25 protein-coding genes are annotated in these 24,880 nt (G+C 37.7%); 18 read left to right on the top strand and 7 right to left on the bottom strand.

What is annotated here, in order from left to right; all coding sequences use genetic code 11:
- The first annotated feature begins 19 nt into the window (after positions 1-19).
- From arsM to FEE95_RS08565, 4 genes are read left to right on the top strand one after another with little or no spacing between them, the layout of a single operon-like run.
- Positions 20-985 (top strand): arsenosugar biosynthesis arsenite methyltransferase ArsM, encoded by a 966-nt coding sequence (gene arsM, locus FEE95_RS08580; RefSeq protein ID WP_138657452.1) that lies wholly within the window; start codon positions 20-22, stop codon positions 983-985.
- A 21-nt stretch (positions 986-1,006) separates the two neighbouring features.
- Positions 1,007-1,933: a DUF547 domain-containing protein gene (locus tag FEE95_RS08575; RefSeq protein WP_238474529.1), complete on the top strand. Its 927-nt coding sequence runs from the start codon at positions 1,007-1,009 to the stop codon at positions 1,931-1,933.
- A complete protein-coding gene (locus FEE95_RS08570) occupies positions 1,920-2,624 on the top strand; it encodes a TIGR04283 family arsenosugar biosynthesis glycosyltransferase (RefSeq protein ID WP_138657451.1) in 705 nt (234 codons plus the stop codon). The genes FEE95_RS08575 and FEE95_RS08570 overlap by 14 nt, the downstream gene beginning before the upstream one ends.
- A complete protein-coding gene (locus FEE95_RS08565) occupies positions 2,624-2,974 on the top strand; it encodes a hypothetical protein (protein WP_138657450.1) in 351 nt (116 codons plus the stop codon). The genes FEE95_RS08570 and FEE95_RS08565 overlap by 1 nt, the downstream gene beginning before the upstream one ends.
- Here FEE95_RS08565 and FEE95_RS08560 read toward each other — a convergent pair whose 3' ends face one another.
- The 6 genes from FEE95_RS08560 to FEE95_RS08535 all read right to left on the bottom strand — a co-directional run bounded on the left by FEE95_RS08560 (position 2,975) and on the right by FEE95_RS08535 (position 9,162).
- Entirely contained in the window at positions 2,975-4,039 is a 1,065-nt protein-coding gene (locus tag FEE95_RS08560; protein WP_138657449.1) for an N-acetylmuramoyl-L-alanine amidase family protein, read from the bottom strand. It abuts the gene before it with no gap.
- Between the two features lie 138 nt (positions 4,040-4,177).
- Positions 4,178-5,443 carry a POTRA domain-containing protein gene (locus tag FEE95_RS08555; protein ID WP_138657448.1) on the bottom strand — a complete coding sequence of 422 codons (1,266 nt, stop codon included), beginning with the start codon at positions 5,441-5,443 and terminating at the stop codon, positions 4,178-4,180.
- A gap of 62 nt (positions 5,444-5,505) precedes the next feature.
- Positions 5,506-6,234 carry a hypothetical protein gene (locus FEE95_RS08550; protein WP_138657447.1) on the bottom strand — a complete coding sequence of 243 codons (729 nt, stop codon included), beginning with the start codon at positions 6,232-6,234 and terminating at the stop codon, positions 5,506-5,508.
- A 1-nt stretch (position 6,235) separates the two neighbouring features.
- Positions 6,236-7,237: a glycoside hydrolase family 113 gene (locus FEE95_RS08545; protein ID WP_138657446.1), complete on the bottom strand. Its 1,002-nt coding sequence runs from the start codon at positions 7,235-7,237 to the stop codon at positions 6,236-6,238.
- 169 nt (positions 7,238-7,406) lie between these two features.
- The gene (locus tag FEE95_RS08540; RefSeq protein ID WP_138657445.1) at positions 7,407-8,339 is read right to left on the bottom strand and encodes a hypothetical protein; all 933 of its coding nucleotides are present in this window, start codon (positions 8,337-8,339) and stop codon (positions 7,407-7,409) included.
- Positions 8,340-8,442: 103 nt separating this feature from the next.
- On the bottom strand, positions 8,443-9,162 hold the full coding sequence (locus FEE95_RS08535; RefSeq protein ID WP_138657444.1) for a DUF547 domain-containing protein: 720 nt from the start codon (positions 9,160-9,162) through the stop codon (positions 8,443-8,445).
- A gap of 238 nt (positions 9,163-9,400) precedes the next feature.
- Here FEE95_RS08535 and FEE95_RS08530 point away from each other — a divergent pair, with 238 nt between their 5' ends.
- From FEE95_RS08530 to FEE95_RS08510, 5 genes are all read left to right on the top strand, one after another.
- Positions 9,401-10,747 carry an NAD(P)/FAD-dependent oxidoreductase gene (locus tag FEE95_RS08530; RefSeq protein ID WP_138657443.1) on the top strand — a complete coding sequence of 449 codons (1,347 nt, stop codon included), beginning with the start codon at positions 9,401-9,403 and terminating at the stop codon, positions 10,745-10,747.
- A 12-nt stretch (positions 10,748-10,759) separates the two neighbouring features.
- Positions 10,760-12,349, top strand: coding sequence for a 4Fe-4S binding protein (locus FEE95_RS08525; RefSeq protein WP_138657442.1), 1,590 nt, complete (start codon positions 10,760-10,762; stop codon positions 12,347-12,349).
- 113 nt (positions 12,350-12,462) lie between these two features.
- Positions 12,463-12,969, top strand: a complete 507-nt coding sequence (locus FEE95_RS08520) for a toxin-antitoxin system YwqK family antitoxin (protein ID WP_238474528.1) — start codon at positions 12,463-12,465, stop codon at positions 12,967-12,969.
- Complete coding sequence (locus FEE95_RS08515) at positions 12,969-13,652, top strand: glycosyltransferase family 2 protein (RefSeq protein WP_138657441.1); 684 nt, start codon at positions 12,969-12,971, stop codon at positions 13,650-13,652. Before FEE95_RS08520 ends, FEE95_RS08515 begins: the two co-directional genes overlap by 1 nt.
- Position 13,653: 1 nt before the next feature.
- A complete protein-coding gene (locus FEE95_RS08510) occupies positions 13,654-15,138 on the top strand; it encodes a cellulose synthase family protein (RefSeq protein ID WP_138657440.1) in 1,485 nt (494 codons plus the stop codon).
- 4 nt (positions 15,139-15,142) lie between these two features.
- Here the strand turns inward: FEE95_RS08510 and FEE95_RS08505 are convergent, their stop codons facing one another.
- Positions 15,143-16,189 (bottom strand): strictosidine synthase family protein, encoded by a 1,047-nt coding sequence (locus FEE95_RS08505; protein WP_171037006.1) that lies wholly within the window; start codon positions 16,187-16,189, stop codon positions 15,143-15,145.
- A gap of 84 nt (positions 16,190-16,273) precedes the next feature.
- Between FEE95_RS08505 and FEE95_RS08500 the strand changes: the two genes are divergently transcribed.
- The 9 genes from FEE95_RS08500 to argB all read left to right on the top strand — a co-directional run bounded on the left by FEE95_RS08500 (position 16,274) and on the right by argB (position 24,879).
- Positions 16,274-16,723, top strand: a complete 450-nt coding sequence (locus FEE95_RS08500) for a nuclear transport factor 2 family protein (RefSeq protein WP_138657438.1) — start codon at positions 16,274-16,276, stop codon at positions 16,721-16,723.
- A 37-nt stretch (positions 16,724-16,760) separates the two neighbouring features.
- Positions 16,761-18,104, top strand: a complete 1,344-nt coding sequence (locus FEE95_RS08495; RefSeq protein WP_138657437.1) for a mannosyltransferase — start codon at positions 16,761-16,763, stop codon at positions 18,102-18,104.
- 236 nt (positions 18,105-18,340) lie between these two features.
- Positions 18,341-18,955 (top strand): GNAT family N-acetyltransferase, encoded by a 615-nt coding sequence (locus FEE95_RS08490; protein ID WP_138657436.1) that lies wholly within the window; start codon positions 18,341-18,343, stop codon positions 18,953-18,955.
- Positions 18,952-20,136 (top strand): argininosuccinate synthase, encoded by a 1,185-nt coding sequence (gene argG / locus FEE95_RS08485; RefSeq protein WP_138657435.1) that lies wholly within the window; start codon positions 18,952-18,954, stop codon positions 20,134-20,136. The genes FEE95_RS08490 and argG overlap by 4 nt, the downstream gene beginning before the upstream one ends.
- The gene (gene argC, locus FEE95_RS08480; protein ID WP_138657434.1) at positions 20,129-21,103 is read left to right on the top strand and encodes an N-acetyl-gamma-glutamyl-phosphate reductase; all 975 of its coding nucleotides are present in this window, start codon (positions 20,129-20,131) and stop codon (positions 21,101-21,103) included. The genes argG and argC overlap by 8 nt, the downstream gene beginning before the upstream one ends.
- Positions 21,104-21,155: 52 nt before the next feature.
- Positions 21,156-21,950 carry a pyrroline-5-carboxylate reductase gene (gene proC, locus FEE95_RS08475; RefSeq protein ID WP_138657433.1) on the top strand — a complete coding sequence of 265 codons (795 nt, stop codon included), beginning with the start codon at positions 21,156-21,158 and terminating at the stop codon, positions 21,948-21,950.
- Between the two features lie 78 nt (positions 21,951-22,028).
- Positions 22,029-23,159, top strand: coding sequence for an aspartate aminotransferase family protein (locus FEE95_RS08470; RefSeq protein ID WP_138657432.1), 1,131 nt, complete (start codon positions 22,029-22,031; stop codon positions 23,157-23,159).
- Positions 23,160-23,167: 8 nt separating this feature from the next.
- Entirely contained in the window at positions 23,168-24,103 is a 936-nt protein-coding gene (locus FEE95_RS08465; protein ID WP_138657431.1) for a Rossmann-fold NAD(P)-binding domain-containing protein, read from the top strand.
- Positions 24,100-24,879, top strand: coding sequence for an acetylglutamate kinase (gene argB / locus FEE95_RS08460; protein ID WP_138657430.1), 780 nt, complete (start codon positions 24,100-24,102; stop codon positions 24,877-24,879). Before FEE95_RS08465 ends, argB begins: the two co-directional genes overlap by 4 nt.
- Position 24,880 lies beyond the last annotated feature (1 nt).

Here is a 24,880-nt window from a genome sequence, read left to right as displayed (position 1 = left end):
CGAATCACAAATAAAAGACATGAGTTATTTAGAAACAACGAACGATTTATATAAAGAAGCAGCTTTAACCCCCGATGTTGGTCTTTGTTGCACCACGAATCCGATTTGGCAGTTCCCTGGGCTTTCGATTCCGAAGATAATGCAAGAGATGAATTATGGTTGTGGAAGTACGGTTTCTGCCCAAGATTTAGTTAATAACCCTAAAGTTCTTTACGTAGGTGTTGGGGGAGGAATGGAACTACTTCAATTCTCATATTTCTCAAGACAAAAAGGAGGCGTTACTGGTGTTGATGTGGTTGATGAAATGCTGGAAGCTTCCCGGCAAAATTTTAAGATTGCAGAAATTGAAAATGATTGGTTCAAGAGTGAATATGTAAATCTGGTTAAAGGGGATGCCTTGAATCTTCCAGTCGGGGATGAGAGTATTGATGTTGCCGCCCAAAACTGTTTGTTCAATATCTTTAAAATGGAAGATTTGAAAAAAGCGGTTGCGGAAATGTACCGTGTTCTTAAACCTCACGGAAGATTGGTCATGAGCGATCCAACTTGCGAACAACCCATGAATGATGAATTGCGTAATGATGACCGATTGCGAGCATTATGTTTAAGTGGAAGTATTCCTATCAAAGATTACGTAAAAGTATTGACTGACGCTGGCTTCGGAACTATTGAAATCCGCGCTAGAAAATCATACCGTGTTTTATCTCCAAATCATTACCCGACGGATGAGTTGATTTTTATAGAATCCATAGAAATTGCAGCCATCAAAGACCCAATGCCAGAAGACGGACCTTGTATGTTCACTGGAAAAACTGCAATCTATTACGGAGACGAAGAGTATTTTGATGATAAAGCGGGACATGTGTTAATGCAAAATCAGCCTTTGGCAGTATGTGATAAAACGGCCGCGGCCTTGGCCAAAGCAAATGATCAAATTCATATTAGTGAAAGCACTTGGCATTATAATGGTGGTGGATGCTGTTAATATATTCTGACAAAACGCATAATGGTTAAATTACTATTTGTTTTTTTAGGTTCATTTTGGCTGGCTTGTGGGAATACCCAAGAAGTGGCCCAAAAAGAAACTGCTACATCTGAACAAAAAGTGGAAACTGTTCAAGTGATAACCTCGGATACAATTGATTTAGAAGGTACGGTTGTTCCTTCCGAAGAAATAAAGGAAAGTGAACCGCCTATAGAAGAGGTTGTAACGGAAAAAGAAAAATCTGTAGCACCAACTGAGTCCCTCCAAGAAGAGCCGGAAGTAATGGAGAACACAATTTCATTACCAAATCATGAACTATGGAACACGCTTCTTACAACTTACGTAAATGATAAAGGTGACGTTGATTATAAAAGCTTTTTAAACGACATTTCTTCTTTAGAAGAATACCTTGGCCATTTAGCAGAAAATAGCCCGAAAAAAGATTGGTCAAAAAATGAAAAGTTAGCGTATTATATCAATCTTTATAATGCAGCAACGGTGAAATTGATTTTAGATAATTATCCAACCAAAAGCATCAAAGACATTAAAAACCCTTGGGGGAAAGATTGGGTTAAAATTGGTAAAGGCTTGCTATCTTTAGGAGATATCGAACACAAGGTTCTTCGTAAAATGAACGAACCTCGTATTCATTTTGCCATCAACTGCGCATCCTTTTCGTGTCCTAAATTATTAAACAAGGCTTTCACCGCGAGTCAAATGGAGGCACAATTACAAAAGACCACCCATGACTTCATAAATGATAAGACAAGAAATATCATTTCAAAACATAAAATACAATTATCGAATATTTTCAAATGGTACAAAAAGGATTTTACAGAAAATGGTTCGTTGATTGACTATATAAAACCCTATACAGAAGTTAATATCGACGTAGATACAGATATCAACTATCTCAAATACGACTGGAATTTAAATGAAGCCCAATAACCCCCGAATCAGCATAATAATTCCTGTATTAAACGAAGCGACTTCCATTGCCAAGATATTGAGATATCTAAAGTCAAATAGTTCTTCTGAGAATATTAAGGAAATTATTGTGGTCGATGGGGGCAGTTCGGACAATACCGTGAATATTGCTTTCAATCAAAATGTAAGTGTACTTCACTCAAAAAAAGGAAGGGCAAAACAAATGAATTTTGGAGCACAAAACGCTACTGGAGAAATACTTTACTTTCTTCATGTAGACACGCTTCCCCCAAGAAATTTCGACCAAAGCATTATTGATACCGTTCAATTAAAAAAAGAAGTAGGTTGTTTTCAAATGAAGTTTGACAGTAAAAGTAGATTCCTAGCTTTTTTTGCTTGGTTTACTCGAATCAACATTAAACTTTGCCGAGGCGGTGACCAATCACTCTTTATTACAAAAAAGCTGTTCGCAGAGGCTAAAGGTTTTAATGAAGACTATATTGTTTTTGAAGACAATGAATTCATCAATAGAATTTATACCATGACAAGTTTTACAGTCTTGACGCGTCATGTAAAAACATCCGCAAGAAGGTATGAGGAACGAGGTGAAGTTGCGCTACAATACCACTTTGGAATGATTCATTTGAAAAACTACTTGGGAGCGGGGCCCGAGCAATTGTACGATTACTACAAACGAAAAATTGTTTCATAATGCCCTATGAATTTTTTTTAGAACTCTTATTTCCTTTGTCTTTAAGGCATAAAAAAATGTTTGGGGTAGACTCCTATTATATTGGTGAAAAAATCGTTTTTGCCCTTCGCAAAAAAGATAACCTGTTGGAAGATAATGGAATTTGGATTGCATCAAAAATTGAATATCATCAAAAATTGAAACACAAAATCCGAGGTTTGAATGCAATCAAAAGTTATGGCATCAAAAGTTGGTTAGTGCTGCCTGAAGAATTTGAGTATTTTGAAGAAGAGGCTAACAAACTATCGGAACTGATAAAAAAGAATAGTGTATTGGTAGGCAATATTCCGAAGACCAAAAACAAGCGTTGACTATCGAATACGTCCTATCTCCCCTGTTTCATAATCCAATATGACTCCTTCAGAAATCCATTTGGCCAGAGCTTGGCGGTTATCAGGAACCAAGATTCGCTTTTGATCCTTTTTATTTCTGATATTTCCAATTTCTATAAAGGTCATTGCCGGATGTGTTTTTCGAACCAAATACAAATTTGTTCGGTCTTCAAAGGTGCCGGTATATGTTCGGTTGGGCTGGTATTTCTTATACTTTTTCTGAAAAGTCTTATGCACATTCTCCGCTAGTTTTTTGCCATTTTTACTTTTTTCATGGTGATAGAAGAAAACATCAATATTTTGACCCTTACTTCTACTATCTACATGTGTAACTATCAATCGTTGAAACTTACCTCGATTCTTTCTGTGCAGCTCATTTATTATATCCACACGTTGTTTTAATCTAGCCACTTGGTTCAGTGGAATGACTTTATCACCATAAGCAACCTCATCGCGGTCGATTTCCAAAATACGTTCATCACGGATACCATCATTTGGATCTCGAATTATAATGTAAACCGTAGCCCCATGGGAAAGTAACTCTTTTGCCAATCGTAGGGTAATATCATAGGCATATTCATCCTCAGCAAGAGATTTGCCCGCATAGTTTGCCATCGCACCTGGATCAGGACCACCGTGTCCTGAAACCAAATAGTACACCGCGCCTTTTAATTTTTCACTTTTCGTCAGAACAGCAGCGTGCTTGTCTCCAAAAATGGAAAATTCCTTGGTTTCAATTTTTTTTATTTCCGTGGATTTCTTTTGAATAGAATCTACAATAGCAACTGTATCAAGTTTTACTGGAGGAATGAAGTAGTTACGTCCTGCATACAAATGGACGCTATCCCTCAAATTATCCATATTCATCGCAATAAAGTCATCGTAAGCCTCATAGGGATTCATTCCCTGCTTTCTTAACAGCGAAAGAATACCATCTCCCTTTTCAGCCTTGACAGTTGTCAAAGAATCCTGAGCATAACCAGCTAAGCCTATAATGGCAAAAAACAAAAGAAAAGCAATCCTATGAAAAACTCTAAAAATCATATAGTGTAATCTAACCTTCAATTCAACTTCAAAAATGATGCCTAGAAAAGCACCCTTCTACAAAATTAAATACGTTTTTTGAAATCAAGTCGTCGGTTTTGAAAAATAGTTAACGATTTACTTAACAATATCGAAACTCTAGAAATACTGTCCTATGCCAAAAACCACACCTCGTGAAGCATCCCTTGTAATACCATAACCGTAATCAATGCGAAAGATTGCATTGAAAATTTTCTTGTGAATAAATCTAACTCCAACACCGGGGTAGATTCGAATATTCTGGCTATCAGCAAAATCACCAAAACCTCCACCAGGGTTGCGCCATGAACCACCATCTACAAAAACGTTGCCCTGAAGCACGAACCAGTTTTTATCTACCAGCGTATGGCGGTACTCGGTATTAAAAACAATCGCACCGGTTCCTCTATCAATAGTGTTTCCTACTCCACGAATATTTAGATTGTTGTCAACGGTAAACGGCGCAAACGGAGTTTCTACATTACTTGCCAATCCTAAACGTAATCGATTGGCCCAGTTCCCTTTTTGACCGATACGATGAAAATAGGTGAAATCGTTAAAGCCAATTAAAAACTCTGGTAGGCTTGTATCTGAACTTCCTACATATTGAAAATTCAACTGACTTCGAAATCCTTCTAAATATTGGTAGAAGTATTCCAAATCATTGAACTCATAAATAAGTTTGAATAAATGTTTATCGACATTAAGGGCTTGAGGTACTTGTTCATTCGTCGCACCTGATAGATACGAATAATCCTCGGTAAATAGGCTAAAACCGAGTTCAATTCTGTTTTGAAAGTTAAACTCGTATAATCCTAAGACCTCAAAACCTTTGTTGTTATATCTGTAATCGGCCGTGGTATTATCAAAAAAAACAGGTTCTTGAGTGGTAAAATCTTGATACGTAATGGCTAACCCTAATTTATTCGAAAACAAATAGGGGGCTCTGACGCTTATTCCATAGGAATTGAAAACATCATGCTGGTAAAAACCACCTAGGGTAATATTCCTACCTAAAAGATTAAATTCTTGGAGTCCGATTCTGAAGGCAAAATCATCATTCGATGAAGAAAATAAATTTGCAAAGGGAATCAAAGTGAAATTTTCCTCGATATTATAAAAGACATTATGCCTCCCTTTATCATCGGCAGAAAAAACCTGAAAATACGCATGTGAAATAGCAGGGAGTCGTTTTAAGCGTTCCATGTCTTCAAGTATAATGGTAGAATCCAATACCATTCCAGACTGCAACCTGATAATCTTCTTTATGAAGGAAGTCTTTGTTCTTTTGGCACCTTGAACCTTAACGTCGGCTACTAGGTTTTCCTGAGCATGGCCCAAAGTCATTATCAAAAAAACCAAAATGGAGAGAAAAGACCTCGACATGAATATTTTGTGTTAATCTCGCCAAAGATACATTATAGGTCTTACAAAGAGATCACAGACAACTATTCAACCTGAAATGGTATCTCAGAAAAAAGATTAACCCAATTGTCTTCGCTCACACCGAGTAAGGTAAAGTTATAAGATGACCCAGATTTTAAGGTGGGAGGTGTTCCACGGGTAACATTTAATACCACATTATCGAGATTATAATACTGAAAATTTCTTTCAAAAGTATAGGTGCCCGAGAGCAATTTGTTTGTAGCATCAGACACCACATGGAAGTAAATTTTCGTATCTGAATAACTTCCATCCTGCCAAGAAAAGTCAGGCATATTTGTAGAAGCCTCTACCGATACATTCTGCGAAAGATATTCCGTAGGTTTCGTATTTTGCTTCAATCGAATCGGGTTTGACAGATGCGTTTTTCCACCTTCATCGAAAGCGACAATGACCCATTTTTCATTTATTGTCGACACTTCGAATTTCTTTAAAAAACCATTGAAAACGTCTCGAATCGGAAATTCTACGGGAATATAATTTTCAAAATCATTCTTGTCAACACTCACATCTTCAGTCTCATAATATTTGAAATTCGTAGTACTTGGCCTCGGATAAAAAAATACGCTTATCAAATCATCGTCTGCATTACTTGCTGCACAAGCGATTACATTATCTACAACCACTTCTTTACTCGCTATAGATGAATCCAAAGTAGGCGCCAAAATATTTTCTGCGTCAGTAGAACAACTGAGAATTAGAAATGCGATAATGAGGGGACAAAATCGGAACATATTAATTGGTTTTATAATATTCGGTTATTATTTTTTGAGCAGGTTTATTTTGAGGGGTAAAGCGATTGTCGTCAGTACCGCCTGATTTTTGATGATTGATAAACCACTTCCATACATATCCTCCTGCGAACCAATCTTCCTTCCAGAATTCCTCAAAAATGGCTTTTTTGGCATTGACTTGACCTTCTAGATTGACGCCCTCCTCATGACGATCTACTTCCCAAGGTTTTTTTGCTGTATAGTCCATACTTCGATATCCAAATTCAGTGAAAAGAACAGGTTTATTCTTAGTTTTTGAAAGATTGGCAATCTTTGTTTTCCAGGGCTTCCATCCTTTTTTTAACTGTTTAATCGACGGCGTTTTTTCTTCTGATAGTGGAAAGTATGCGTCTATGCCTATATAATCAAGGTCTTCCCAAAAAGTAGTTCTTGTGTACTCGTCCCAGTTAGCTGCATAGGTCAGTTTTCCCTTATAGACCTTTCTGATTTTTTGAACAAGATTCTTCCAATAGTCCGGTCTGTTCTTTACGAACTGCTCAAGTTCGGTGCCAATACATAAAATATCGGCTTTGGTTTCCTCAGCCAATTCAGCATAAGTAAGAATGAAGTTATCATATGACTTTTCCAAAGTTTTCCATTCTTCCTCGGTGTTCATCTTAAGCGTACCTGTAAACTCTCCGCGCGAAATCCATATTTGGGGCTTCACCATAACTTGCACCCCGTTTTTCTGAAGGAGTTCAATATATTGTTTGGCACCCCTTTTTGTTTCTCCAAACCATTGTCGGTCTGTATTATGAATGATTTCAGGGGAATTGATATTGCGTATAAACCCAAAGGGCATGACTGCCGCATGATTTGCATTCACTGACAGTACCTCGTCAACATGTTCTTGCTTTGCCTCTTCGCGAGATGCAACAAAACTAACTCCATTGATTTTTGGAATGACCTGACTAGCACATGAAAACTGTAGCAAGGAAAGCAATAAGAAACCTAAAACCCTCATTCATTTGCACTTAGCCTGCAAAAATAAGGGTTTTTGAGTGAATCTTTTAAAATTTGAAGAGAAAGTCCTGCCCCTAACCTCCACCGAATGGAGGGGGAATAAATTAATCCGAGAATTTCTTAACGTTATGAAAGAAGTTCCCTCCCCCGAGGGAGGGTTAGGGAGGGGACTAAAAAATACCTCTCAACCCAAGATTAAACGTTTGACCCAAACCTGTGTTATTACCTCTCACAAAATTGGTGTATAACAATTCAAGATTCAAGGCTTTTGTTAATTGATATTTCGCTCCCCCACCTACAGCCGTGAAATTCTGTCCAAAATTATTTCCCAAATCCACTCTTGAAGAGTGTTGGGCCAAGGCCAATACGGTAAATTTCGAACTTGGAAAATAGCTGAGAAAAACTCCCGGATTGATATTCAAACTATTGTTGGCAAAACTCTTTTCCCCATCACCCAAATTGAGTTCTGTTGTAAGTTCGGTAAACAACTGCCATTTATTCCCTGGAAAGGTATAATCATAAAATAGTCGATTTTGCCATACGAAGCCGTTTTGTTCTAGAAATACGCCATTACCGTTGTTTATGGGAAGAAAATCTTCACTCTCATTATCAATTAGTGGAATAAAAACAGAACTTTGAATACTGAAATTACTTACCGAAGGAAAAGGCACAAACTTTATAGAAGGGGCAATTGCAGTCAAACCAGAACGGGCCGTGCCGGTTTCACCATCAAAGCTAAAAACATCCAAAGCACCACGGTCAGCGATAACATTTGAGCGCACCCTAGCGATAAGGCCAAGATTCACTCTCTTATTTTGCCCTACCCCAGTATAAAATTCGAAGGTAGAAGTGAAAAACGTTTGTCTTGGTTCATCACCTTCTGAAAAGGTACTTTTCGTTTGGGTATATAGGTTGTTGAACCACTTTAAATCTACCTGTCCTTTTCCTATAAGTTTAGAAGGAGTGTACTGTTGAATATTACTTTGCTCCTGAGCAGGTTCATCGACCATCTCCTCCTTGTCTTTCATATCATCTTGTGCAAAACCTATCGAGGTTGCGAAAAGAACGCCTGCTACTGTTATGTAATTTCTTAATGATTTCATTTTTCTTAATTTTTATTGTTGGATATTGTTTTACAATAGAAGCCCAGTCCTATCCAAATATGTAATGGATTTAGGAAAATTCTTTTGCTTCTTTCTTAATTTATTATTTGACTTCGTTCAACGTCCAGTCGTACGGATAGTAAGATACTTTTGATTTCTCCGGAAGTTTTTCGGATTTATATTTATTAATAAAATCAACAAGTTGCTGCCCATCTTGTTTGAAATCTCCTGGATACCATTCAAAAATCTGGGAAACCTTGACCTTATTCTTATTTACTCGAATGAAATTCGGGTCATTAATGGCTAACTTTGTCTGTTTTTCTAGCTGAGAATCCAATTTTGATGGAGTATAAGCTTCATTTATTATGGGGGGACAACCTAATCCACCACACACCAAAACGAAGTGAAAGCGTGGTTCTTTAGGAAAGTTTTTACGCAGTAATTTATTCTCGATATCGTTTAATGTGATTTTTGTTCCTCCGATTTCGTTCTTGTTGCCATCAAAAAAACCAGGTTTATCTAAAGGTGATTTTATCGGGTAGTTCTTTACAATTCCGTTAATAACTAAAAGGTTATAGCCATTAATCCAAAAAGATTGATACTCGGCAGCATTGTCTTTCGAAACTGAAATCGCTTTTGCCATTTCTAATAGCTCATTCAAAGCTTCGGGATTATCCTTTATTGATTTGTATGCGACTCTTCCATTTTTGACATTCGCTTTAAAAAAGGCGTCAGACTTTGAAAAGAATTCTGAAGTGCTCTGTGCGAAGGTAAAAGAAGCTGTAAGAAATAAAACGATTACTAAACTTATATTTTTTCTCATAATAAAATTGGTATTGTCATTCAAAACTGAAACCTCTGTCGAAAGCATTTTAACATCCCTACAAAATTAATCTACTTTTATGCTTTTTTTAAGATTTTCAAAATCAGGGGCTTACAAGTTCGAGAACCATGTGCAAACCTTACATAATAGGTTAATATTTAAATTCTTTCTAAATTAAGCAATGTGATTAAGTTCTTGAATTTTACAGCGACCTAATTTTCATTCCCAAAATATACATATGGAGCATATTGTTATAATAGGTAACGGAATTGCTGGGGTAACAGCGGCCAGACATATTCGAAAAAATTCCGACAAAAGAATTACCATCGTTTCTGCGGAAACCGATTATTTCTTCTCGCGTACCGCCCTTATGTACGTTTACATGGGGCATATGAAATTCGAACATACGCAACCCTATGAAAATTGGTTCTGGAAAAAGAACAGAATTGAATTGAAAAATGGGTATGTCAATACTGTTGACCATCAAAATAAGAAGTTGGTTTTAGCCGATGGAAATACCATAGGTTACGACAAGCTTATTTTAGCCACTGGTTCAAAACCCAACAAATTTGGCTGGCCTGGTCAAGACTTACTTGGCGTTCAGGGTTTGTATTCCAAACAAGATTTAGACCAACTGGAAGCTAATGCACCAGACAATAAAGTTTGTAAAAGAGCTGTGATTGTAGGTGGTGGACTAATCGGAATCGAAATGGCAGAAATGCTTCGAAGCAGAAAAATCCCTGTTACATTTTTGGTTCGCGAAACCAGTTTTTGGAACGGGGTTTTACCCGCCGGTGAATCTGCAATGATCAACGAACATATTCTAGAACATCATATAGACCTAAAGTTAGCCACTAACCTTGTTGAAATATTGGCTGATGAAACGGGAAGAGCAAAGGCCGTCACCACGGATAAAGGTGAAACTATAGAATGCTCGGTAGTCGGACTCACGGCGGGTGTATCTCCTAATATTGATTTTCTAAAGGACTCTGGTATTGAACTTGGCCGTGGAATCAAAGTCAATCGACATCTTGAGACTAACATTACAGATATTTATGCTATTGGCGATTGCGCAGAACAGTATGAAGGCATTGGCCAAAGAAGACCAATCGAAGCGGTGTGGTATACCGGTAGGATGATGGGCGAAACAGTTGCTCAGACTATATGCGGAAACAAGATTGAGTACAAACCGGGGCACTGGTTCAATTCTGCCAAATTCCTAGATCTTGAATATCAGACCTATGGATGGGTCTTTAGCGAACGCGGAATGAAGGAAAATGAACAACATTTTCACTGGCGTGATGACAAGGAGAAAATTTGTGTTACCGTAGCTTTTGATAAAAAAACGAAACAATTTTTAGGCATCAATACTTTCGGTATTCGTATGCGACACGAAATCTTTGACCGCTGGCTGACAGAAAAACGTGATGTAAATCACGTAATGGAATATTTGAAAGATGCCAATTTTGACCCTGAGTTCTATTCGCAATATGAAAACAAAATTGTTTCAAAATTCAATTCTGAATTCGGAACCAGTATTTCCCTAAAGAAAAAAAGTTGGAAACGAATTTTTAGCAACGCTTAACCGATAATAAAAATGAAAGTAATACAAAATATAGGCATAGCAATCTTTTTAATCGGTTTGGGGGTTTTCACAACACTTCCTTTCATAGGAGATTTTAAACTTGACCAAAGTTCTTTCGACGAATTGATTGACAGTCAGGGTATCAAAAGTGAAATTTTCGTTTCAGACCTTAAAAGTAAATTGGTAAACAAGAATTTCTCAGGTTTCCAACCCTTGGCTCCTTTGGTTGAGGAATCTATTGACAAAGCAAATACTGAACATACCAAAAACAAGGAATGGGGAAAAAAGGTTTACGCCGGAAGTGATGATCTAGCAACGACTATTCGCAAAAAATCGGGCTACGGTTATGTTCCTCAAAATAAAGGATTAATGTGGTTCTTAACATTCGGACTTGGAATTATCGGTGCTTTAATGTTCATTCTTCCACAAGTAGTTACCTTAGGAAAAAAAGGTATTAAGAATGACCACATCTATCACCAAAGCTCTACAAATAAAGGTTGGATAGCTTGGTTGGTGTTTATATTTCTGGTAAGCTTCTATCTCGTTTTGTATTTCAAATCAGAATATGCAGTAAACTGGACCTACTTGGTAGATCCAATAAGTGAAAGCCTTAGTGGCAATCCTGCTGGTCATTGGTTTGTTTATGGTTTCATGTATTGCGTTGTTATGACTGTAATGGCCGTACGAATGTATATAAAGTACCGTCACAATATGTATCAAATGGTACGCACTACCTCAGTATTGTTCTTTCAAATTGTCTTCGCATTCTTAATCCCAGAAATAATGGTGCGCTTGCAATTGTCCTATTCAAAAGGCTATGATTTCAAAAATGCATTTCCTTTAGACTATGATTTTTTCTTTAACTGGAACTTAAAAGAACTAATAGCTGGTGGAGGGCTAGGATTATTCATTCTAGTTTGGGGAATTGTTTTAACTGTGGTTATAGTTCCTGTAATGGTATATTTCTTTGGAAAAAGATGGTACTGTTCATGGGTTTGTGGATGTGGGGGATTGGCCGAAACCCTTGGTGACCCATATCGACAACATTCCAGCAAGTCCCTTTTTTCATGGAAAGTTGAACGTTGGCTAATTCATGGGGTATTACTATTCGCTTTGGTAATGACAGGCTTCACTTTGTATGGCTTTTTTGCAGAAACAGGGACTGTTCTTGGAATCAAAGTCCAAAGTATCATGAACACCTATAGCTTTCTAATAGGAGCTATTTTTGCCGGAGTAATAGGAACAGGCTTCTATCCTATTTTTGGAAACAGGGTTTGGTGTCGCTTTGGTTGCCCCTTAGCGGCTTATTTAGGGTTCGTGCAACGCTTTAAATCTCGTTTTAGAATTACTACCAATGGTGGTCAATGTATTTCTTGCGGAAACTGTTCGACCTACTGCGAGCAAGGTATCGATGTTCGTGCCTATGCCCAAAAGGGTGAAAATATAGTACGTTCAAGTTGTGTCGGCTGTGGCGTATGTTCCGCAGTTTGCCCGCGCGGAGTTCTAAAACTAGAAAACGGGCCTGAAGAAGGACGAATTAATCCTACTGAAGTATTGTTAGGAAATGATGTTGATTTGATGGAGTTGGTGAATAAGAGGTAATACGGAAGATAAAAAAGATAAGAAGCTCCCCTCCTTTCGCTCACGGAGAGCCCAATTATAATAAACTTGTTAGGTAGCTTCAAAACTTCCGACATAATCTAAAAAGCAATCGCGTGTTTGCCAAAGTATTTTTACTTCTGACATTCTTTTTATCCTTCGGAAATTCATCCGAAGCGGTATTTCATGAGGGTCGGGAGAATAGCCTGTATCACAAAGAATACTATGAAACGGGCAAAACAAAGGCTGAAGGTTGGATTTATAATGGAATCAAAACTGGCTACTGGCGATTTTACCATCCCAATGGTAAAATTTCCGAACAGGGGTACTACCAAAACAATCAACGCATTAAATACTGGTACTTTTACAGCTCTCAAGGAAAGAAGCAATCAGAGGGGCATTATACCGAAGGCAAAAGAGCCAATTGGTGGCTTTTCTATGACCAAAACGGGAATATCAATCACAAGTGTCAGCTCAGCAACGGTATTAAAAATGGCTATTGCCTTATGTATAATAATACCAAATTAACCTCGGCAGAAAAATATAAAAATGGGAAAAAAATTAAAGAATGGTTCAGTTTCAGTAGTTTTAGGCGCGAAAATAACCTTTCCGATTTAAAGTAATGATAAAAGTCATCATTCCCGCTTTTAATGAAGCGGATTCCATAGCCGAAGTAATTAAAGAGATTCCTGATTCCGTTGAAGAAGTAATTGTTGTGAATAACAACTCCACTGATGAAACGGTCCGAAATGCAGAAGCGGCAGGCGCTACGGTATTAACAGAGAATAGAAAAGGGTATGGATATGCTTGTTTGAAGGGGATGGATTACATAGCAGAACAATCCAATCCACCTCAAATTATCGTATTTATCGACGGAGACTATTCTGATTATCCAGAAGAACTCATCAAAATCGTTGATCCTATTTTAAATAAGGGTTATGATTTTGTAATAGGTTCGCGAGTAAAGAGACTAAGGGAGGAGGGGAGTATGACCCCCCAGCAAATTTTTGGAAATTGGCTAGCTACCTTTTTAATGAAACTGTTCTTTCGGGCAACATTTACTGACTTAGGACCGTTTAGAGCCATAAAATATGACAAGTTATTAACACTTGAGATGGAAGACAAGACCTATGGCTGGACAGTTGAAATGCAGCTAAAGGCACTTAAAAAGAAACTGGCATATACCGAAGTACCAGTGCGTTACAAGAGGAGAATTGGCATTTCAAAAGTGTCAGGTACCGTAAAAGGTAGTATATTTGCAGGCATAAAAATCCTTGGTTGGATTTTTAAATATAGTTTAAAATAATATGGGCTTAATAATCGCTTACGTCATCTTGGCAATCTACAGTATTGCGCTGTTGTTGATTTTTTTCTATAGCCTTGCGCAGTTGAACCTTTTGGTTAACTACCTAAGTAATAAGCGCCAAAATCAAACTGCACCGAAATTCAACCTTTTAGATCCAAAAGAGATTCCGTACGTGACCATACAACTTCCTGTCTATAACGAGGAGTATGTAATGGATCGTTTGTTGGAAAACATTTCGAAAATAGAATACCCAACAAGCAAGTTAGAAATTCAGGTTTTGGATGATTCTACCGATGATACGGTTATTGATACCGCTAAACATGTCGAAGCACTCAAGGCAACAGGATTAGATATTACTCATATACGCCGCACAAACCGCCAAGGTTTTAAAGCGGGTGCATTAAAAGAAGGACTAGAAATTGCCAAGGGAGAATTTGTAGCCATTTTCGATGCAGATTTCCTTCCAGATAGTGATTGGTTGAAAAAAACAGTTATCTATTTTAAAGACCCTGAAATTGGCGTTGTTCAAACGCGATGGGGTCATATCAATAGAGACTATTCTACACTTACGAAAATTCAAGCTTTCGCGTTAGATGCACATTTTACCTTAGAGCAAGTCGGAAGAAATTCAAAAGGGCATTTCATTAACTTTAATGGTACCGCAGGAATTTGGCGTAAAGAATGTATTCTTGATGCTGGAAACTGGGAAGGTGACACCCTTACCGAAGATCTTGATTTAAGTTACCGCGCACAATTGAAAGATTGGAAATTCAAGTATTTGGAAGATGTCGAAACTCCTGCTGAGCTACCCGTTGTTATAAGTGCGGCTCGTTCGCAGCAATTCCGTTGGAACAAAGGTGGTGCGGAAAACTTTAGAAAAACCGTATGGAGTGTTGTGACGGCTAAAAACATCAACTTCAAAACAAAATTCCATGGTGTAATGCACTTGTTGAACAGTTCAATGTTTTTATGTGTATTTATGGTAGCTCTTTTAAGCATTCCTGCGATGTATATCAAGGCGATTTACCCACATTTGGACTGGGTATTTACAACCCTTAGTTTCTTTGTTTTAAGTACTATCATACTCTTTGTTTGTTATTGGTTTACCTATAAAAGTATTCAAGGAAGTAGCTTTGACAATTTTGTGGACTATATCAAACTCTTTTTTACCTTTTTCTCGGTTGCCCTCGGATTTTCACTACATAACTCAATTGCGGTTCTAGAAGGCCACATGGGCAAGCGTAGTGAGTTTGTGCGTACTCCGAAGTTCAATATAAATAGCCTGAAGGAAACATGGAAGGGTAACAAATATTTAGCTAAAAAGCTATCACCAAATATGATTCTAGAATTTGGCCTTATGGGGTATTTTCTCTTTGGAATGTATAGTGCAATACCCTTAAATGATTTCGGACTCTTTCCGTTTCATTTTATGCTCTTTATTGGCTTTGGGTATGTTTTTACGAAGTCGCTTACTGCGCGTGCTTAGTTAGCTACTTGTTTGGTTTCAACACCAAAAAATGTTCATCCATAACATTTCCTGTTAAGATAATATCTTGATAAGGCACCGCAACGGTTGAAGCAGACATCTCAGCACCATCATTCAAATAAATCATTTCAATGGTATAATCACCTTTACCACGATAGTTGATTTTTATAATTTCCGATGGAGCTATTTCTTTCTTACCGTCAGCATAAGATGAGAACCCTAGTAAGTTTGGGTGAGCGCCTATCAATAAGTTTCCCTCGGAATCAAATTCTATGTTATCAACTCCAGTTGCACAATCAATATCTTCAAAAAAATTTAAAGTCCCATCTTCATTCGGTGAATACACTTTCACTTCAAAATTTCTTGGCGATGCCACAAAAAGTAAATTTCGCTCTTTATCATAATTTATGCCATTCGCGTAACCAATACCGTTAGCTACTTCAGTATATTTTTCGCCATCAAAATACATCACATTCGATAAACCCAAACCGCCATAATCCTCTAACAGTCTTCCTAACCCATCTTCATATTTATGGTCGTTAGTAAAGTAAAAACGATTCTCATCTAACATAACCACATCATTCGGACTCACCAAGGCAGGATTAGTTATCGTTCTTTCAAAGGTCAAAACACTATCCTGTAGCTTGAAAACTTCAAATGAATGCCCTTTTAAAGTATGATTGACCGCCATCACCGTATAGAAACCATCACTTTGATGCATAGAAATTCCGTGAGGAGCGAAAGGAATATCTAGGTTTGTAGTCAACTTTGTAGTGGAAAAGTCTTTTGAATTTAAATCCATCAAGAATAATCCTCCTAGTTTTTCTTGCTCAACAAGTGATTTTTTACGCGGAGATGCAGAGATCAAAGCTAAACTAGTTCCCGGAACTAACATAATATCTTCAGCACCTTCAAGGGGTAGTTCTTTTACAACTTCTCCATTAAAAGTATTTTCGATGGTTCTAAAATATCCGGTTGTAACAACAACATATCCTGCATACAAGAGAATGAGAAGCAAGCAGTAGCCGATTATTTTCTTTAAACGTTTCATAAGAGTTTTTATAAGTAGCTTTGAATTTAATCTTTTCAAATATCTATTGCAATTAATACATTGTAATGGAAAAACTATTTTGATATGAACCATAACCAGCGACTATTTACAATCCTTTTTGTGGCAATAATCTCAGCAAATTGCATAGCACAAGATTCAAAACAAGAGGTCCTAAATGTGGTCAACACCTTTTTCAAAACCATGCAAGAGAAAGATTCTATCGCCTTTAACAACTTGTTTCTGAAAAACGCCTATGCTTATTCAATTAGAGGACAAGGAGATTCAGCACGGGTCAAGAGTTCAATTCTAAAAGCTAGTAACTCAGAAAATATACTAGAAGAGCGGCTCAGTGAAGAAGAAATTACAATTCATGTCAATAAAAATGTAGCAGCCGTGTGGGCGCCCTATGATTTTTGGATTGATGACAAACATTCGCATTGCGGCTATGAAGTGTTTACCCTTATCAAGAAAAAAGCAGGATGGAAAATAGCATCTCTTACTTACTCAGTAGAACAAGATACATGCAACAAATAATTTTCGTTTCTTAGCAGTACCACTATTCAACCGAAAAATGCCCGACCGAATACTTAAATACTGGAACCTCCACAAAGTATCCATTCTTTTAGCATTTCTAAGCGCGGCTTTTTATTTCACTTTTGCCTATCATTTAGAGCGAACGGACTTTGTAAAACTTCTTGGCCTTTTTGCAGCACTTTTCGTTTTATGTTTCAAACTCGTTCAATTTGAAAAATGGAATTTTAAGTTCTTATTAGGGGTTGGCATTCTCTTTCGTTTGGCCTTTCTATTAGCAGAACCCAACCTCTCTCAAGATTTCTACCGCTTCATTTGGGACGGCGAACTGGTAAGCCATTTTATTAATCCGTATTTGAATGTCCCAAATACCCTGATTGAACAACCTGATTTGATAATTGCCAATGCACAAGAACTATATAATGGCATGGGTAGTTTAAGTGCAAAACACTTTAGTAACTATCCTCCATTAAATCAACTTATGTTTGCGCTAGCTGCATTGCTAGGTGGGAAAAGCATTTTGGGCTCGGTTATCGTAATGCGAGGAATAATAATTCTTGCCGATATCGGAATTTTCTATTTCGGGCGCAAGCTGCTAAAAAATATCAATCAGTCACCGCACTTGATTTTCTGGTATTTTCTGAATCCGCTAGTGATAATCGAATTGACCGGAAACTTGCATTTTGAAGGCGTCATGCTTTTCTTTTTTGTTTGGGCACTCTATTTACTTTCAATACACAAATGGCAATGGGCAGCAGTAGTTTATGCCTGTTCCATTTCGGTGAAATTGGTACCGCTTTTATTTCTTCCCTTATTCCTAAAGCATTTCAAATTCGATAGAGCAATTGCGTTTTATGCGATTATTGGTGTGACTTCTCTCCTGCTCTTTGCCCCGTTTTATTCTTCAGAATTTGTCCATAACTATTCTCAGACTATCGGACTATGGTTTTCAAACTTCGAATTCAATGCTAGCCTATGGAATGTGGTCAAAAAAATCGGAGTTCAATTCGATGCCAAACCTTGGGAGTTGATTAAAACTTATGGAAAAATTACTCCTATACTAACCATTGTTATCGTTCTACTATACACATTCCTGAGAAAAAATCAGAAATTATCTGTTCTGTTAACTTCTATGCTTTGGGTCTTGACGCTCTATTATTTCATGTCGGCGACTGTACATCCCTGGTATGTTATTTTCCTTTTGGTTTTAACTGGCTTCTCAAAATATCGCTTTCCTATCATCTGGTCAGCTGCGATTGTTTTAAGTTATTTCGCGTATTCCCTAACTGACTTCAAAGAGAACTTATGGTTATTGGCAATTGAGTATCTAGCAGTTTTGACCTTCCTAATTTATGAATTGGTTGCATATCGTAACAAAACTTGAAGTTTTTGTAAAAAATATCATCAGGATTAGGTGAGTTCAAGATAATTTGTACATTTACCTCATAATGAACGCACAGAATAACATATCTACCCTAACGAGCATTACTGCTCCCGTACGTCCATTCGCGCCCCGTCGCCGTCGCCCGTAAGGGTACTATACATTTCATGGAATTTAGGTGAGTCCAGTTCCGCACAAACCATCAAATTTTTCTTTAACTCTTTTAAATTTTCATAGCAATGAATATTGTTGTTGCTAACACATCACATTTCAAATACGCGCAAATCATTTGCGATACCATAGCCGTTTCTGCCAAAGTTCGCGGTACGGGAATTGCAAAACGTACACCTGAGTATATCCGCGGAAAGCTTGAAAATGGCAATGCCGTAATCGCTTTGGATGGCGATACGTTTGCTGGTTTTTGCTATATAGAAATTTGGGGGCATGCAAAGTATGTCGCTAATTCGGGACTTATCGTACATCCTGATTTTCGTGGAAAAGGACTTGCAAAAAGTATCAAGCAGAAGATTTTCGAGTTGTCGAAGGAAAAATTTCCAGATGCGAAAATATTCGGGATTACGACAGGATTACCCGTCATGAAAATCAACTATGAGTTGGGCTATAAACCCGTAACCTTTTCTGAACTCACCGATGACCCCGAATTCTGGAAAGGTTGTCAAACCTGTAAGAACTTTGACGTTTTAACGAGAACAGAACAAAAAATGTGTTTGTGTACAGGCATGCTCTATGACCCTGCAACAAAACCTAAGAAAGAAAAGAAAGTAAATGGAAAGGCATTTAATCGATTAAAAAGTATTAAGGAACAATTGTTCCTCAAAAAGAATAAGAAATGAACAAATTAGTTTTAGCATATAGCGGTGGATTGGATACCAGTTACTGCGCCAAATATCTGAGTAAAGAAAAAGGATATGAAGTACATGCCGTCAGCGTCGATACTGGCGGGTTTTCATCCGAAGAAATCAAATCCATTGAAAATAAGGCCTTACAGTTAGGCGCAACGTCTTATACATCCATTGACGCCGTGCAGACCTTCTACGAAAAAGTGGTTAAATACCTCATCTTCGGAAATGTTCTGAAGAATAATACATACCCCCTTTCGGTTAGTTCTGAAAGAATTGTTCAAGCCATTGAAATCGTCAACTATGCAAAAAAAGTAGGGGCAAAATATATCGCCCATGGAAGTACAGGTGCGGGTAACGACCAAGTCAGGTTTGATATGATTTTTCAAATTATAGCACCAGAAATTGAAATTATCACTCCTATTCGGGATAACAAACTGGCACGGGAAGAAGAAATTGAATACCTCAAAGCTAATGGCGTAGATTATCCTTGGGAAAAAGCAAAATACTCCGTTAATCGTGGACTTTGGGGAACTTCTGTTGGCGGTGATGAGACCTTAACTTCTGAAAAACCGTTACCTGATTCAGCGTATCCGAGTCAGTTGCAAGAGAAAGAACCCACTGAAGTTAAGTTGACTTTTGAAAAGGGTGAGCTAGTATCTATTGATGGTGTAAAAGACAATCCTGTAGCCAATATTGAGAAAATGGAAGCCATAGCATCAAAGTATGCCATTGGACGAGATATTCATGTGGGTGACACCATTATCGGAATTAAAGGCCGAGTTGGTTTTGAAGCTGCGGCAGCTTTAATTATTATAAAAGCGCATCATTTATTAGAAAAGCACACCCTAACCAAATGGCAACAATTTCAAAAGGAACAACAAGGTAATTTCTATGGAATGTTATTACATGAAGGAAATTATTTGGATGCCGTAATGCGAAATATCGAAGCTTTCTTGACAGATACCCAAAAGACAGTTTCAGGAGATGTTTTTGTAGGATTATATCCGTTCCAGTTTAGACTAAACGGAATCTCCTCAAAACATGATTTGATGAATGCATCCTTCGGAAGCTACGGTGAAATGAACAAAGGATGGTCAGCAGACGATGCAAAAGGGTTTATCAAAATATTGTCGAATTCAGGAAAAATTTACAATCACGTTAATAATGATTAAAGCAGGAATAATAGGTGGTTCAGGATATACAGGAGGCGAATTGATTCGAATTCTCCTACATCACTCAGAAGTTGAAATCGATTTTGTTTACAGTACAACAAGAGCAGGGAAATCAGTTTTTTCAGCACATCCTGATTTGTTGGGCACCACGGATTTACACTTTACAGGAAATGTTAACGCCGATGTAGATGTAGTTTTTCTTTGTTTAGGACATGGAAATTCTACTAAGTTTTTAGGAGAGTACACCTTTTCAGAAACAACTAAAATCATTGATTTAAGCAATGACTTTCGTCTTCAAAAAGATGCTACCTTAAATGGGAAGAACTTTATTTACGGATTACCTGAACTCTATAAAAATGAAATTGAAGAAGCCAAATACATCGCGAACCCTGGATGTTTTGCGACAGCTATTCAGTTAGGCTTGATTCCACTAGCAAAAGCTGGTTTACTTGGTGCAGCTATTCATGTAAATGCCGTAACCGGAAGTACGGGAGCGGGCGTTATTCCATCAGAAACCACACACTTCAGCTGGCGAAACAACAATGTAAGTTGGTATAAACCTTTTACTCATCAGCATTTAGGAGAAATCAACGAGAGCTTGAACGCATTACAAACAGATGTTGGCGAGTTGTTCTTCCTTCCCAACAGAGGGAATTTCACAAGAGGTATTTTGGCAACAGCATACACAAAATACGAAGGAACAGAAGAAGAAGCCATTCAGCTTTTCGAAGATTTTTATAAGGACGCAAAATTCGCACAAATCGCTAAAGAACCCATTAATTTAAAGCAGGTTGTGAATACGAATCAATGTCATATTCATTTACATAAATATGAGGGAACTTTATTAGTAACCTCAGCTATCGATAACCTCCTAAAAGGTGCATCAGGACAAGCCGTTCAAAATATGAATTTGATGTTCGATTTCGAAGAATGCGAAGGATTACAATTGAAAGCAGGAGTTTATTAAATCTATATAGAAAAGCGCAAAGCGAATAGCGTTTTGCGAAAAGCCAGAGAAAATGAAAATAGCAATAATAGGAACAGGAAACTTAGGATTGTCCATTGCAAAAGGAGTGCTACACAGCAATGGTGCCACCAACATGTACATGACCAAAAGGAATGTTGAAAGCATCAAAGAATTTGAAAGCTACGGAAATGTTACGGTCACTTCCGATAACCGAATAGCGGTTCAAAACTCTGACATTTTAATTTTTGCTGTACAACCTTCACATTTTGGTCAAATCTTAGAGGACATCAAAGATTTATTAAATGAGAAACATGTAGTCATTTCGACCATTACCGGTTTTAGCATTGCAAAGATGGAAAGCATCATTGGCGCCGATAATTACATTGTTCGAAGTATGCCCAATACAGCCATTTCAGTTGGAAAGTCAATGACTTGTATTTGTGGTAATGAAAAAGGGAGAAAACGTATTGATTTAACCAAAGCTATTTTTAATCGAATGGGACATTCCTTGGAAATTCCAGAAGAACAAATGCAAGCTGCTACAGTTATCTGCGCAAGTGGAATCGCCTTCTGGATGCGTTTGATTCGTGCAACAACACAAGGTGCAATTCAACTTGGTTTCGATGCCAAAGAGGCTCAAGAATTAGCTATGCACACCTGTAATGGGGCAGCTAGTTTGTTGATAGAATCAGGTAATCATCCCGAAGAGGAAATCGATAGAGTAACCACCCCAATGGGTTGCACGATTAAAGGTCTTAACGAAATGGAACATCAAGGTTTGAGTTCTTCTTTGATTCGCGGAATCGTAGCCTCATTTGATAAAATAACGGAGTTTAAAACAAAATAGGCTAAACGCTAATTGCCGCACGCTAATCGCACTAAAGGTTGGGGTAGAGCGATAAGCGTAAAGCGAAAAGCAAAAAATATGAACCTATTCGATGTATATCCCCTTTATGATGTAACTCCTGTTTCCGCGGATGGAATCGTAGTAACAGATGACAAAGGACAAGAATATCTAGATTTCTATGGCGGTCATGCTGTGATTTCCGTAGGACACTCTCATCCACATTATGTAAAACGACTAAAAGACCAATTAGATAAAATCGGTTTCTATAGTAATGCAGTTCAGAATCCGTTGCAAGGTGAACTGGCGACCAAACTAGGTGCGTTATCGGATTGTGAGAATTACAATTTGTTCTTATGCAATTCCGGGGCAGAAGCAAATGAAAATGCCTTGAAAATGGCATCCTTCCATACAGGAAAAACCAGAATTATTGCGTTTAAAAATGGTTTCCATGGAAGAACTTCTGCCGCTGTTGCTGCAACGGATAATGAGAAAATCAATGCTCCGCTGAACAAGCAACAAAAGGTTACGATTCTTCCTCTAAATAATATTTCTACTTTCAAAACAGAAATCGAAAAAGGAGATGTTTGTGGAGTTATCATTGAAGCGATTCAGGGCGTTGGAGGATTAGACGAACCCACTACCGAATTCTATCAAGAAATTGGTCGAATGTGTAAGGAAAACGAAGTGGTCTTGATAGCGGACGAAGTACAATCCGGATTTGGGCGTAGTGGTAAATTCTTCGGATTTCAACATCACGGTATACAACCAGATATTATTTCCATAGCAAAAGGCATGGGCAATGGCTTTCCCGTTGGAGGTATATTAATTCATGAAAACATTAAAGCTTCCTATGGATTGTTGGGAACTACTTTTGGTGGGAACCATCTTGCCTGTGTCGCGACAACAGCTGTTCTTGAAATCATGGAAAACGAAAATCTTATCGAAAATGCAAGAAAACTAGGTGACTATTTTAATAAAAAAGCAACGACAATCCCACAAGTAAAACGCACTAAAGGACGTGGATTGATGCTCGGCCTCGAATTTGATTTCGAAGTAGCCGAACTCCGTAAAAAACTGATTTACAAACAACATTTGTTTACAGGAGGAGCCAAAGACAAACAGGTGCTTCGGATTTTACCCGCCCTAAATATTACTAAAGAAGATTTAGATGTATTCTTTGAAAAATTAGAAATAGCACTCAGCCAATAGCGAATATTATGAAACACTATTTATCCGTAAAAGATATAGATTCCCTTCCCGATTGGGTGTCAGAAGCAAGAAAACTCAAGAGTAACCCAAGAGCATTCGAATATCTTGGTAAAGGAAAAACCATATGTTTATTGTTTTTCAACAATAGTCTACGAACACGGCTCAGTACTCAAAAAGCAGCTTTGAATTTGGGTATGGAAGTGATGGTAATGAACTTCGGAAGCGAAGGTTGGCAATTGGAATTTGAAGATGGAGTAGTAATGAATCAAGGAAAGTCTGAGCACATCAAAGAAGCAACGAAAGTGGTTTCTCAATTTTGTGATATTGTTGCTATTCGTGCCTTTGCATCACTAACCAATAAAGAAAAAGACGAAGCGGAAGTTGTACTAAATGGATTTACAAAGTTTGCATCCATTCCAGTGGTCAATATGGAAAGTTCTGTTGCGCATCCGCTGCAAGCACTGGCTGATGCTATTACATTGGATGAACAAAATACCAAAGCAAAGCCAAAAGTTGTGCTTTCTTGGGCACCACATCCTAAAGCTCTGCCACACGCAGTTGCCAATTCTTTTGTTGAAATGATGCAATTACAAGACGTAGATTTTGTAATTACTCATCCCGAAGGATATGAATTAAATCCTCAAATTACTAAAGACATGGTGATTGAATACAACCAGAAAAAAGCCTGTAAAAATGCGGATTTCATCTACGTGAAAAACTGGAGTAGTTATTCAGATTACGGAAAAGTTCTGAGTCAAGATTCCGATTGGATGATGACCTCCGAAAAATTGGGAAATGCTAAATTCATGCATTGCCTTCCCGTTCGAAGAAATGTGGTAGTCGAGGATGCGGTTTTAGATGGAGAACAATCTTTAGTAATTGAACAAGCGAATAACAGAACTTTTGCTGCGCAGGTTGTTTTGAAAAAGATATTGGAATCATGACGCAAAAACTATCCATAATAAAAATCGGCGGTAACGTCATTGAAAACAAAACGGAGCTTTCGAAGTTCCTGAAGCTTTTTGCCGACTTTGATGGTTTCAAAATACTAGTCCATGGTGGTGGAAAATTAGCCACCCAATTAGCTACTAAGCTTGGTATTGAATCAAAAATGGTCGACGGAAGAAGAATTACCGATGCCGAAACACTTGAAGTAATCACTATGGTGTATGCAGGATTAACTAATAAAAATATCGTAGCCCAATTACAGGCAAATAAATGTAATGCTATTGGTTTGAGTGGCGCTGATGGTAATGCTATTTTAGCACACAAACGCCCCGTAGAGGAAATCGACTATGGTTTTGCCGGAGATGTAGACGGTGTGAACAAAAAAATGATTTCAAAACTTTTGAAGGCTGACTTAACCCCTGTTTTCTGTGCTATGAGCCATGACGGACACGGCCAACTTTTGAATACAAATGCGGATACCATAGCGGCCGAAGTGGCTATTCATATGAGTAGTTTCTACGATACTACGCTTTACTATTGCTTTGAGAAAAAGGGAGTTTTAAAGGATATTTCCGATGAAGATTCTGTGATTGCTCAAATTGACAATCCGAGTTATACAAAACTTTTAAGCGAGGGAATAATAGCTGACGGAATGATCCCGAAAATCGATAATTGTTTTAATGCTATTGAAAGAGGCGTAGAAAAAGTATGTATTGGGCACCATTCTATGTTGGATTCTAAAAATGAACTTTTTACAACGATTACCATTTAAA

Origin of the sequence: Maribacter algarum (ex Zhang et al. 2020) (assembly GCF_005885635.1) — a bacterium.
Classification (GTDB): domain Bacteria; phylum Bacteroidota; class Bacteroidia; order Flavobacteriales; family Flavobacteriaceae; genus Maribacter_C; species Maribacter_C algarum.
This window is presented reverse-complemented; position numbering and strand designations above follow the sequence as displayed.

Bases quoted from the DNA above. Each gene is read 5' to 3' on its own strand.
- FEE95_RS08560 (WP_138657449.1), bottom strand. From the start codon at position 4,039: ATGATTTTTAGAGTTTTTCATAGGATTGCTTTTCTTTTGTTTTTTGCC.
- FEE95_RS08515 (WP_138657441.1), top strand. From the start codon at position 12,969: ATGATAAAAGTCATCATTCCCGCTTTTAATGAAGCGGATTCCATAGCC.
- argC (WP_138657434.1), top strand. From the start codon at position 20,129: ATGATTAAAGCAGGAATAATAGGTGGTTCAGGATATACAGGAGGCGAA.
- FEE95_RS08570 (WP_138657451.1), top strand. From the start codon at position 1,920: ATGAAGCCCAATAACCCCCGAATCAGCATAATAATTCCTGTATTAAAC.
- argG (WP_138657435.1), top strand. From the start codon at position 18,952: ATGAACAAATTAGTTTTAGCATATAGCGGTGGATTGGATACCAGTTAC.
- FEE95_RS08470 (WP_138657432.1), top strand. From the start codon at position 22,029: ATGAACCTATTCGATGTATATCCCCTTTATGATGTAACTCCTGTTTCC.
- FEE95_RS08565 (WP_138657450.1), top strand. From the start codon at position 2,624: ATGCCCTATGAATTTTTTTTAGAACTCTTATTTCCTTTGTCTTTAAGG.
- FEE95_RS08500 (WP_138657438.1), top strand. From the start codon at position 16,274: ATGAACCATAACCAGCGACTATTTACAATCCTTTTTGTGGCAATAATC.
- FEE95_RS08510 (WP_138657440.1), top strand. From the start codon at position 13,654: ATGGGCTTAATAATCGCTTACGTCATCTTGGCAATCTACAGTATTGCG.
- FEE95_RS08490 (WP_138657436.1), top strand. From the start codon at position 18,341: ATGAATATTGTTGTTGCTAACACATCACATTTCAAATACGCGCAAATC.
- FEE95_RS08530 (WP_138657443.1), top strand. From the start codon at position 9,401: ATGGAGCATATTGTTATAATAGGTAACGGAATTGCTGGGGTAACAGCG.
- FEE95_RS08540 (WP_138657445.1), bottom strand. From the start codon at position 8,339: ATGAAATCATTAAGAAATTACATAACAGTAGCAGGCGTTCTTTTCGCA.
- FEE95_RS08555 (WP_138657448.1), bottom strand. From the start codon at position 5,443: ATGTCGAGGTCTTTTCTCTCCATTTTGGTTTTTTTGATAATGACTTTG.
- argB (WP_138657430.1), top strand. From the start codon at position 24,100: ATGACGCAAAAACTATCCATAATAAAAATCGGCGGTAACGTCATTGAA.
- FEE95_RS08495 (WP_138657437.1), top strand. From the start codon at position 16,761: ATGCCCGACCGAATACTTAAATACTGGAACCTCCACAAAGTATCCATT.
- FEE95_RS08525 (WP_138657442.1), top strand. From the start codon at position 10,760: ATGAAAGTAATACAAAATATAGGCATAGCAATCTTTTTAATCGGTTTG.
- FEE95_RS08465 (WP_138657431.1), top strand. From the start codon at position 23,168: ATGAAACACTATTTATCCGTAAAAGATATAGATTCCCTTCCCGATTGG.
- FEE95_RS08535 (WP_138657444.1), bottom strand. From the start codon at position 9,162: ATGAGAAAAAATATAAGTTTAGTAATCGTTTTATTTCTTACAGCTTCT.
- FEE95_RS08550 (WP_138657447.1), bottom strand. From the start codon at position 6,234: ATGTTCCGATTTTGTCCCCTCATTATCGCATTTCTAATTCTCAGTTGT.
- FEE95_RS08505 (WP_171037006.1), bottom strand. From the start codon at position 16,189: ATGAAACGTTTAAAGAAAATAATCGGCTACTGCTTGCTTCTCATTCTC.
- arsM (WP_138657452.1), top strand. From the start codon at position 20: ATGAGTTATTTAGAAACAACGAACGATTTATATAAAGAAGCAGCTTTA.
- proC (WP_138657433.1), top strand. From the start codon at position 21,156: ATGAAAATAGCAATAATAGGAACAGGAAACTTAGGATTGTCCATTGCA.
- FEE95_RS08545 (WP_138657446.1), bottom strand. From the start codon at position 7,237: ATGAGGGTTTTAGGTTTCTTATTGCTTTCCTTGCTACAGTTTTCATGT.
- FEE95_RS08575 (WP_238474529.1), top strand. From the start codon at position 1,007: ATGGTTAAATTACTATTTGTTTTTTTAGGTTCATTTTGGCTGGCTTGT.